General features: G+C 48.7%; 9 protein-coding genes. 6 read left to right on the plus strand and 3 right to left on the minus strand.

Translation table 11 applies throughout. From position 1 onward, the window contains the following. Positions 1-27: 27 nt before the first annotated feature. Complete coding sequence (gene fadE, locus J3U76_RS02685) at positions 28-2,460, minus strand: acyl-CoA dehydrogenase FadE (protein ID WP_208004126.1); 2,433 nt, start codon at positions 2,458-2,460, stop codon at positions 28-30. A gap of 272 nt (positions 2,461-2,732) precedes the next feature. Between fadE and lpcA the strand changes: the two genes are divergently transcribed. Next, positions 2,733-3,314, plus strand: coding sequence for a D-sedoheptulose 7-phosphate isomerase (gene lpcA, locus J3U76_RS02690; protein ID WP_208004127.1), 582 nt, complete (start codon positions 2,733-2,735; stop codon positions 3,312-3,314). A gap of 5 nt (positions 3,315-3,319) precedes the next feature. Beyond that, positions 3,320-4,096, plus strand: coding sequence for a class II glutamine amidotransferase (locus J3U76_RS02695; protein ID WP_208004128.1), 777 nt, complete (start codon positions 3,320-3,322; stop codon positions 4,094-4,096). Between the two features lie 85 nt (positions 4,097-4,181). Here J3U76_RS02695 and purN read toward each other — a convergent pair whose 3' ends face one another. Continuing rightward, positions 4,182-4,835 carry a phosphoribosylglycinamide formyltransferase gene (gene purN, locus J3U76_RS02700; RefSeq protein WP_208004129.1) on the minus strand — a complete coding sequence of 218 codons (654 nt, stop codon included), beginning with the start codon at positions 4,833-4,835 and terminating at the stop codon, positions 4,182-4,184. Continuing rightward, positions 4,832-5,869 (minus strand): phosphoribosylformylglycinamidine cyclo-ligase, encoded by a 1,038-nt coding sequence (purM, locus tag J3U76_RS02705; RefSeq protein ID WP_208004130.1) that lies wholly within the window; start codon positions 5,867-5,869, stop codon positions 4,832-4,834. The genes purN and purM overlap by 4 nt, the downstream gene beginning before the upstream one ends. 374 nt (positions 5,870-6,243) lie before the next feature. On the opposite strand from purM, the gene upp reads away from it, so the two are divergent. The 4 genes from upp (at position 6,244) to hda (ending at position 9,964) form a co-directional block, all read left to right on the plus strand. Next, complete coding sequence (gene upp / locus J3U76_RS02710; RefSeq protein ID WP_208004131.1) at positions 6,244-6,870, plus strand: uracil phosphoribosyltransferase; 627 nt, start codon at positions 6,244-6,246, stop codon at positions 6,868-6,870. A 50-nt stretch (positions 6,871-6,920) separates the two neighbouring features. Further along, on the plus strand, positions 6,921-8,189 hold the full coding sequence (locus J3U76_RS02715; protein WP_208004132.1) for a uracil-xanthine permease family protein: 1,269 nt from the start codon (positions 6,921-6,923) through the stop codon (positions 8,187-8,189). Between the two features lie 63 nt (positions 8,190-8,252). Beyond that, on the plus strand, positions 8,253-9,239 hold the full coding sequence (locus J3U76_RS02720; RefSeq protein ID WP_208004133.1) for a DUF2066 domain-containing protein: 987 nt from the start codon (positions 8,253-8,255) through the stop codon (positions 9,237-9,239). 2 nt (positions 9,240-9,241) lie between these two features. Next, positions 9,242-9,964 carry a DnaA inactivator Hda gene (gene hda, locus J3U76_RS02725; protein WP_208004134.1) on the plus strand — a complete coding sequence of 241 codons (723 nt, stop codon included), beginning with the start codon at positions 9,242-9,244 and terminating at the stop codon, positions 9,962-9,964. The last annotated feature ends 313 nt before the right edge of the window (positions 9,965-10,277 follow it).

Here is a 10,277-nt window from a genome sequence, read left to right on the forward strand (position 1 = left end):
TTTTTTATTCTGTTTTACTTTGTTACGTTAAGCTGGGCACTTGGCGCTGCTTTTAATGGCGCTTTCTAACTCCCTAGGGTCAAAGTCATCCACATTAATGGTTTGCAAACGGCTCACTTCGGCTTGTTCCAATACCTTGGCCTCTGCTTGGGTGATAATTCCGGCGCTTAATGCTTCTGCCCCCAGCAGATCTAACCCGGTAAAAGGGCGACGGCCTAATACGTCCACTACCTTATTAAAAATAGGCTCGGCCTGAATAATGTCGGCAAACGCTTGCTCTAATAAACCCAGTGGGTTGCCCTCTTCAGCGGTTAAGTACAAATCTTTCGCCAAGGCATCGCGGGCAATACCCGGTGTTTGCAGCGTCTGTGCAACCTTGTGATCTAATCGGTCAGAGGGACGAGCTAATACGGGGCCCCAAGGCTGTACTAAAGCGCTTAATACCTTGCCTAATATGGGGGACGGGAAGTTTTCTAATAGCTCAATGACTGCCACTTCTGCCTGATATAAGCCATTTTGACAAGCCCAATGCACCAAGGGTAAGAGGGCGTCGGGGCGACCATCATCATTAAAGCGCTTTAAAGTTGCCGACACTAAATACAACTGACTTAACTCATCGCCTAAGCGCGCCGATAATCGCTCTTTACGTTTTAGCTCGCCACCAAGGGTGGCCATGGCTACATCAGACAATAAGCTTAAGTTGGCACTTAAACGGTTCATTTGGCGATAGTAGGGGGCGGTAGCATCTTGCACTGGCGTGGGGCTAAAGCGCGCATTGCTTAAACCTAACCAAAAACTGCGCACTGTATTGCTGATAGCAAAACCAATATGACCAAACACTGCTTCATCAAATTGGCTAAGAGCCTGGTGCGCATCTGGCTCTTGTACCGATAACATTTCTTTAAGCACATAAGGGTGGCAACGAATGGCCCCTTGGCCATAAATAATCATAGAGCGCGTTAAAATATTGGCCCCTTCAACGGTAATGGCAATGGGCGCACCTTGATAACCCCGTGCTAAATAGTTATTGGGCCCCATACAAATACCCTTGCCGCCGTGAATATCCATGGCGTCAATTAAACTACGTTGGCTGATATGGGTGAGGTGATACTTAACAATGGCCGAGATCACCGAAGGCTTTTCACCTAAATCGATACCGGTAACCGTTAACATGCTGGCGGCATCAGATAAATAGGCGTTGCCGCCAAGCCTCGCCAAGGGCTCTTCAATGCCTTCCATTTTGCCAATGGGCAGGCGAAACTGTCGGCGAATACGGCTGTAAGCGCCTGAAGCAATAGCCGACACTCGTGCACCTGCGGTTCCTGTCGAGGGCAGGGTAATACCACGCCCCACCGACAAGCATTCGGTAAGCATACGCCATCCTTGGCCGGCCATATCGGGGCCACCAATAATAAAGTTTAAGGGCACAAAGACGTTTTTACCTTGGGTTGGGCCATTTTGAAATGGCACATTTAGTGGAAAATGACGGCGGCCAATGGTAATGCCTTTCATATCGGTAGGAATTAACGCGCAGGTAATGCCTAGATTGACCTTATCGCCCAGTAAGCCTTCGGGATCTTGTAACTTAAAAGCTAAACCAAGCACGGTGGCAACGGGGGCTAGGGTAATATAGCGCTTATTCCACGTTAGACGCATACCCAGTACTTGCTCGCCTTGCCATTCGCCTTTACAAACAATGCCCAGATCGGGAATGGCACCGGCATCGGAGCCTGCCTCGGGGCCGGTAAGCGCGAAACAGGGCACTTCATCGCCCGCGGCTAAGCGTGGCAAATAATAGTCTTTTTGTGCTGTGGTGCCGTAATGTTGCAGTAACTCCCCAGGCCCTAATGAGTTAGGCACCCCCACGGTTGAGGCTAATACGGCACTGGTGCTGCACAGTTTTTGTAATACCCGAGACTGAGCATAAGCCGAAAATTCTAAGCCGCCATATTGCTTTTTAATTATCATGGCAAAAAACTTATGCTGCTTTAAATAGTCCCATACCTCGGGCGATAAGTCGGCCAGCTCATGAGTGACTTCCCAATCTCTGGTCATGCGACAGACTTCAGCCACAGGGCCGTCCATAAAGGCTTGTTCTTCGTCGCTTAATTGTGGTTTAGGGTACTGATGTAAGGTATTCCAGTTTGGCTTACCAGCAAATAGCTCGGCTTCCCACCAAGTGGTGCCAGCCTCTATGGCTTCGCGCTCGGTGGCAGACATTTCAGGCATGATGCCTTTGTAAAGGTTGAACATGGGCGAACTTAATATCTGCGAGCGCATCGGCTTTAGGTTAAATATTGCAGCTATTACCGCAAATACTAACCAGCCAACCGGGCTCACTTGCCCAAGGGCAGTGCCCAGTAATAACACACTGGCACTTACGTAAGTCACAGTGAACAGCGAGGCTCGGCGATAAGCCAATATTCCCCAAGCAACAATTAGTAGCAGTAAGGTCGTCATTCATTAACTCCCTATTGAGTAGAGTAAAGTGATAGCAAGCGAAGCGCGGTTACTTAATTCTGAGGTCAGACCTCTTAATAAGTCTAGTTGTAATGGATATAAATGTTTAAAGCAAGTGAACAGTAAGTTAAATGCTATAGTTCCCGCAGAGCTGGCGCCCTGCGAAATAATAAACTGTGTTTGTCTTAAGCTGAGTGCTTGGTGGCGAGCGCTAGGCGCTTGATACAATCTATGACAAAATAGGCTTTTTCCGCTGAGTGAGAGGCCACACCATGTATCAGGATTTGATCCGTAGCGAACTAAGCGAAGCCGCTGACGTGCTTAACCGCTTCTTGTCTGACGACACCAATATTCAAGCCATTGAACAAGCGGCTAAATTATTGGCCGAGCGCTTTAAAGACGGCGGCAAGGTTTTGTCTTGTGGTAATGGTGGCTCTCACTGCGATGCCATGCACTTTGCCGAAGAACTAACAGGGCGCTATCGTGAAAATCGCCCGGGTTATCCGGCGATTGCTATCTCTGATCCTAGCCATTTATCTTGCGTGGCCAACGACTTTGGCTTCGAGTTTGTGTTTTCTCGCTATCTAGAAGCGGTGGGGAAAAAGGGTGATGTCTTATTCGGACTGTCGACCAGTGGTAACTCAAAAAATATTATTAATGCCATTACTGCGGCTAAAGAAAAAGGCATTAAAGTGATTGCGCTTACTGGTAAAGACGGCGGACAAATGGCCGGTTTGGCAGATATAGAAATTCGCGTTCCTCATTTTGGTTATGCCGATCGCATCCAAGAAATACACATCAAGATCATTCATATACTGATCCAATTAGTTGAAAAAGAAATGGAGCAAGCGTAAGCATCATGTGTGAATTGCTAGGGATGAGCGCCAACGTACCCACGGACATTTGTTTTAGCTTTACCGGCTTAATGCAGCGCGGTGGCCGAACCGGCCCCCATAAAGACGGCTGGGGAATTGTATTTTATGAGGGCAAAGGGCTAAGAACCTTTAAAGATCCTAAGCCCTCTAGTCAGTCACGCGTGGCCAAGCTGGTACAAGAATACCCCATTAAAAGCTGCTCGGTGATCAGCCATATTCGCCAAGCGAACCGTGGCGGTATTGCGCTAGAAAATACTCATCCCTTTACCCGAGAGTTATGGGGGCGCTATTGGACTTTTGCTCATAATGGCCAATTAACCGGATACGATAAACTGGCCACAGGCCGACATAATCCGGTGGGCGAAACCGACAGCGAACTGGCATTTTGCTGGATACTGGACGCCATGGAGCGAGAATACCCGACCCAGCCCGAAGATATGTCTGAGATGTTTCGGTATGTGGCCAGCCTTTGTGATCAACTGCGCGAGCTTGGTGTTTTTAATATGCTGCTAAGCGATGGCGAATACCTAATGACCTATTGCACCAATAATCTACATTGGATCACCCGCCGCGCGCCCTTTGGCCCAGCCCGACTGATTGATGAAGAAGTGGAAATTGATTTTCAAAAAGAAACCACGCCCAACGATATTGTGACCGTGATTGCCACTCAGCCGCTGACCAATAACGAGCAATGGCACAAAATGCAGCCCGGTGAATTTAACCTCTTTCACCTAGGCGAACGCCTAGCGGGGACTTTTTAAAGCAGCGCCAAGCTTAAAAATAACCCCCAAGTCTGCAAAGACTTGGGGGTTATTATTTTGGGCGCTGGGCGCTGTTAGCTTAACCCTATTCTTGGGCGTAGCCGTGGGTGGGCAAGAGGGCACCGTCTAAATAGGCTTTGCCTTGCTGCATAACCACTCGGCCCTCGCAAAACCAGCGTATTGTTAGCGGATAAATAGCATGCTCTTGTACTTGCACTCGCTCGGCGACGACACAGGCGTCATCATCGGCAAAAATGGGGACGCGAGCTTGTAAGATAACTGGGCCGCCATCTAGCTCTTCGGTAACAAAATGCACACTGCAACCATGCTCTTGATCACCGGCATCAATGGCCTTTTGGTGGGTATTCAAGCCTTGATAACGAGGTAACAAAGAAGGATGAATATTTAACAAGCGGCCTTGATAATGATGCACAAAGCTCGGCGTTAAAATCCGCATAAAGCCCGCTAATACCACCAAGTTAGGTTGATAACCGTCAATAACCTCACTTAATGCGCCATCAAAGTGTTCACGACTGGCATGATCTTGGTTTGATACCACAGCGGTGGCAATGCCTGCGGCGCGAGCGCGTTCAAGGCCATAAGCCTCGGCTTTATTACTGATTACCGCGACTATTTTACCGCCCAGCAGATTAGCATCGCCTTGATCGAGCATGGTTTGTAAGTTACTGCCATTACCCGAAATCAGTACCACAATGCGGGGGCTTGACTGCTCAATCATTTAATTTCAACCTGCTCTTCGCCATCGGTTGCCTTATCAATGTGACCAATTAGCCAGCAGTGTTCGCCTGCGTCTTGCATAAAGCTGACGGCCGCTTCAGCTTGATCGGCAGGTAGCGCAATCACCATGCCCACACCACAGTTAAAGGTGCGATACATTTCTGTAGTCTCTACGTTACCGGCTGCTTGTAACCAGTTAAACACCTCAGGCCACTGCCAGCTAGTCCCGTCTACCACCGCCTTGGTGCCTGCAGGTAACACGCGAGGAATATTTTCCCAAAAACCGCCGCCGGTAATGTGGCTGAGTGCATGAATATCAAACTCTTTAAGTAGCGCTAATACTGGTTTTACATAAATACGCGTTGGTTCCATAAGCGCATCGGCTAGGGTGCCTTCACCTAAAGGTTGCTGCAAATCGGCATTGCTTACTTCTAAAATCTTACGAATTAAAGAGAAGCCATTAGAATGTGGACCGCTTGAGCCTAGGGCGATCAAGGCATCTCCGGCTCCTACTTTAGTGCCGTCGATAATGTCATTTTTTTCAACCACACCAACACAAAAACCCGCTAAGTCATAATCACCGGCTTGATACATACCCGGCATTTCTGCGGTTTCGCCACCAATTAAGGCACAACCGCTTAGCTCACAGCCTGCACCTATACCGGTGACCACGTCGGCGGCGGCATCGACATCTAATTTACCGGTCGCATAATAATCGAGGAAAAACAGCGGCTCGCCACCTTGCACAATTAAGTCGTTAACGCACATCGCCACTAAGTCGATACCCACGCCTTGATGGCGTTTTAGATCGATAGCTAAACGAAGCTTGGTGCCGACACCGTCGGTTCCGGCCACTAATACTGGCTCTTTATAGCCACTAGGCAATTGGCATAAGGCGCCAAAGCCCCCAAGTCCGCCCATTACTTCTGGGCGTTGGGTACGACGGCTAACGCCTTTAATACGTTCAACCAGGGCATTACCAGCATCAATATCAACACCGGCATCTTTATAGCTTAGGGGTTTGTTCTGCGTCACGAGTGGTTACCTTGTCATTATTTTTAGGAGCAAGTTTCATTTCAGCTGGCCTAATTGGGGGAGGCAGCAGCGTAAAATACGAAGGGTCCATGTGTTTGTCATTATTACGCTCGCTATTCTAATTTAATGCGCCTAACAGTGCCACCTAAGAGACACCTAGCGAGCACAACAAAGTGACACACACCAAAGTAAAGCGCCAACGCCTTTGGTTGAGGGTCACATTTTGGTTCTTATAAAAGGCACTAAAGTAGGCAATCAGCTAGAATAGAGATAAATTTTGTCCATAAACCACAGAAAGCGCTGCCGCTGCATATTATTTTATGCTAAAGTTTCGCGATTTTTTTGCGTGTCGTCGTCAGTTGGGAGAAAAAAGTATGAAAGTTATTGAGGTTAAACACCCTTTGGTGAAACACAAATTGGGGCTAATGCGTGAAGCCGATATTAGTACCAAACGCTTTCGTGAGCTGGCGCGAGAAGTGGGGAGTTTATTAACCTACGAAGCTACCGCTGATTTTGATACTGAAAAAGCCACTATTGAAGGCTGGAATGGTCCAACAGAAGTCGACAAAATTAAAGGCAAAAAAGTAACCGTTGTGCCAATCTTGCGTGCCGGCCTTGGCATGATGGACGGGGTACTTGAGCATATGCCAGGTGCACGAGTGAGTGTAGTGGGGGTGTATCGCGATGAAGAAACACTGCAACCCGTACACTACTTTAATAAGTTGGTTAGCCATATTGATGAGCGTATGGCATTAATTGTTGACCCTATGCTGGCTACCGGTGGCTCTATGATTGCTACTATCGACCTATTAAAAGAAAAAGGCTGCCGTCACTTTAAAGTGATTGTACTGGTGGCGGCACCAGAAGGGGTGGCAGCATTAGAAGCGGCTCACCCTGATGTTGAACTGTATTGTGCCTCGGTTGATGAGCGACTCGATGAAAACGGTTACATCATTCCTGGCCTCGGTGATGCCGGCGACAAAATATTTGGTACTAAATAAGATCGATATTAAAACCGGCATTAGCCGGTTTTTTTCTGCAAGGTAAAACTATGAGCACGAATGAACACACAGATTTGGCGACGGCTCCTCAAGAGGTTGCCCACACCCCGTTACGTCAGGCCATAGCGGGTTCACAAATGTTATTTGTCGCCTTTGGCGCGCTGGTATTAATGCCCTTAATCACCGGCTTAGACCCTAATGTGGCGTTATTTACCGCCGGCATTGGCACCCTGATTTTTCAGGTATGTACTAAGCGCCAAGTGCCTATTTTTTTGGCCTCTTCTTTTGCCTTTATTGCGCCCATTTTATATGGCGTACAAACTTGGGGCATACCGGCCACCATGAGCGGCATTATGGCCGCTGGCATTATGTATGCTTTATTGAGCCAAGTTGTGCGCTGGCGCGGAACCGCATTATTAACCCGTTTGCTGCCACCTGTGGTGGTGGGGCCGGTTATAATGGTGATTGGCTTAGGGCTAGCGCCCATGGCGGTAAACATGGCCATTGGTAAAGCGGGGGATGGCTCAGCACAACTTATCCCTCACGATGTGGCGCTTTGGTTATCTTTGCCGGCTTTAGCAACCACCTTGCTGGTTTCAACCATGGCTAAGGGTGTATTTCGCTTGGTGCCTATTACCGCGGGTATCGCCGTTGGCTATGGCATTGCGCTAGGGTTTGGCGTAGTGGACTTTTCGCCAGTGCAAGCTGCAGCTTGGATTTCTCTGCCAAACTTTGTGGCTCCTGAATGGCACTGGCAGGCCGTACTCTTTATGTTGCCGGTGGCCATTGCGCCAGCTATTGAACATATAGGTGATGTGCTGGCTATTAGTTCGGTTACCGGTAAAGATTACTTGAAAAAACCAGGATTACATCGCACCTTGTTAGGTGATGGCTTAGCAACCATGGGTGCGTCTTGTTTTGGCGGACCGCCGAACACCACGTATTCAGAAGTAACGGGTGCGGTAATGCTTACCAAAAACTTTAATCCGGTGATTATGACTTGGGCAGCAGGCTTTGCCATTGTGTTGGCATTTGTCGGTAAGTTTGGTGCGCTTATGCTGAGTATTCCAACCCCAGTAATGGGCGGCATTATGATCTTATTGTTTGGATCCATTGCCACAGTGGGCTTAAACAGCTTAATTAAGCATCAGGTAGACTTATCTCAAGCGCGCAATTTATGCATAGTGGCGGTCATTTTAATTTTTGGTATTGGTGGTATGGCGTTTGGTTTTGGTGGCTTTAGCTTACAAGGGATCAGTTTATGCGGCATTGTGGGCATCTTACTGAACTTGATTTTGCCCCGTGAACCAGTGCGATGAGTCTGGTTTGCCACGCCGTCTATGGGTATTATAGACAACTGCTTTTTTAACAATGGCAACCAGATGGTAAAGAAACTGCTTTGGGCAGCCGTATGGCTTTTTTCAACGCACGCCTTGGCGCAATCAGTCTTTGAGGTGAGCTTGAATCCCGCGCCTTATAGTCGTGAACAAGCGCGCGAGCAAGCGCTGGATATAGTGCTCACGCGTTTAGGTGGCGAGCAAGTAAAGGGCTCTTGGGCGCGAGAAGAATCCCACAGTGATATCACGCGCTTTTTAGACAGTGAGTCATCCAGCATGGGCTATCAAGCCCACTTTAATGGCCAAGAGTTGCAGGCGCTGTTTAACAGTGCCGGCTTGCCTTTTGCGACGGCGCCTAAGCCTCGTTTGCTGGTGTGGTGGCGTGATAACGGCCAAGTTTATAACGAGGCCAGCTCACGCATTCAAGCAAGCGCTGCACAGTATCAGCAGCCGTTATTATGGCCGCTGTGGGACTTAGATGAGCAAATAACCCTCAACGGTGACTCTTCATTTGAACCGCGTTTATTGCGCCAAGCAAGTCAACGTTACGATGCAGACTACTGGCTGGTGATAGAGCAAACAGCGACAAGCTCAAGGCGTTGGCAGTTATTTAGCGCCAAAAAGAAATCGCCACTTCTTACCGGTACACTCACAGCGCCATCCCACAATGATGCCATGGCGCAATTATTGGCCAAGGTGAATGATTATTGGGTGCGCCAAGCCAAACCAGCCCCTATTGTAATCGCAAAAAATGAGGCGCCTAAACAGCCTTTAACGCTAACAGAAGATGCGCCAGGCGAGCTCACCATATTAGTTTCTGGCTTGCGAGAGTTTTCAGACTCGGTATTGCTGGAGCGTAAATTGTCTGAGCTAAATGGCGTAGCCGCTGTGTTTGTGATGGAAAGCGCCGGCTCACAAGGGCGATATCGGCTAAGTGTGCCGGGTTCTCGGGGAGCTGTGTTACAAGCGTTAAGCGCATTAAGCGAGCTTAACGCTCAAGGTGAGCGCACTTTTAGCTGGTCGGGGAGTTGAATATGACTCATGACGAGAGGGATCATCAGCCAGCTCAGTTAGCGCTAGCGGTGCAATTACCTGACGATGAAACCTTTGGTAGTTTTTATCCTGGTGATAATGCACAGCTGATCACCGCCCTTAAAAATGCCGCCATAGGACAAAATGACGATTTATTGTACTTTTGGGGGCAAGAGGGCAGTGGCCGTTCGCATTTATTACATGCCGCATGTGCCGAACTAGACGATGAAGAAGGGCAAACTGCGGCCTATATCTCCCTAGACAGCTACCAAAGTATGTCGCCACGTATTTTAGAGGGCATGGAGCTACAAACATTAGTATGCCTTGATAATTTAGACGCCATTGCCGGTATTGAAGTGTGGGAGCGTGCCATCTTTAACTTTTTTAATCGCAGCAGAGAGCGAGGAGCCGGCTCTTTGGTGATTAGTGCCGTTAATGCGCCTCGCCACTTAGGGCTGGTGTTGCCTGACTTGGCCTCACGCCTAGACTGGGGTGTGGCTTACCAGCTTAAGCCCTTAGACGACGAGGGTAAACTGAGCGCCTTGCAGCTACGGGCTGAATTGCGTGGTTTTAAATTACCCACAGATGTGGGCCGTTTTTTGCTAAACCGTTTATCGCGAGACATGAGCACATTATTAGCCGCCCTCGACTTGTTAGATAACGCCTCGTTTCAAGCCAAACGAAAACTCAGCATTCCCTTCGCCAAAGAAGTGCTGGGGTTTTGAATATAGCGCCCGGCGCCGAGCGCCAGGCACCAAGCTAAAGAAATGGATTGCCGCGCTGCGCTCGCAATGACCAAAGAGAGTCGCTCTGGCTTTTCATAGGGGCGAATTTATTCGCACAAAGAAAGCCAGCACCAAGCTAAAAGAGAAAGCCCCAGCCAATCAGTCTGGGCTGTTTTCTTTAACGTAATACCATTCTGTAAAATTAACTGGTCAGATTTATCCACTCTCTGGAGCACATTTGTGTCACGCGTTCGGCACTTTCAATAAAGGTGTTCCAGGCCTCGCAGACGCTGCTCATGATGTCTTCATAATT

Origin of the sequence: Oceanisphaera pacifica, assembly GCF_017498065.1 — a bacterium.
GTDB lineage: Bacteria > Pseudomonadota > Gammaproteobacteria > Enterobacterales > Aeromonadaceae > Oceanimonas > Oceanimonas pacifica.

Excerpts from the sequence above, each read along its gene's own strand:
- hda (WP_208004134.1), top strand. The coding sequence starts at position 9,242 with ATGACTCATGACGAGAGGGATCATCAGCCAGCTCAGTTAGCGCTAGCG.
- lpcA (WP_208004127.1), top strand. The coding sequence starts at position 2,733 with ATGTATCAGGATTTGATCCGTAGCGAACTAAGCGAAGCCGCTGACGTG.
- purN (WP_208004129.1), bottom strand. The coding sequence starts at position 4,835 with ATGATTGAGCAGTCAAGCCCCCGCATTGTGGTACTGATTTCGGGTAAT.
- J3U76_RS02720 (WP_208004133.1), top strand. The coding sequence starts at position 8,253 with ATGGTAAAGAAACTGCTTTGGGCAGCCGTATGGCTTTTTTCAACGCAC.
- fadE (WP_208004126.1), bottom strand. The coding sequence starts at position 2,460 with ATGACGACCTTACTGCTACTAATTGTTGCTTGGGGAATATTGGCTTAT.
- J3U76_RS02695 (WP_208004128.1), top strand. The coding sequence starts at position 3,320 with ATGTGTGAATTGCTAGGGATGAGCGCCAACGTACCCACGGACATTTGT.
- upp (WP_208004131.1), top strand. The coding sequence starts at position 6,244 with ATGAAAGTTATTGAGGTTAAACACCCTTTGGTGAAACACAAATTGGGG.
- J3U76_RS02715 (WP_208004132.1), top strand. The coding sequence starts at position 6,921 with ATGAGCACGAATGAACACACAGATTTGGCGACGGCTCCTCAAGAGGTT.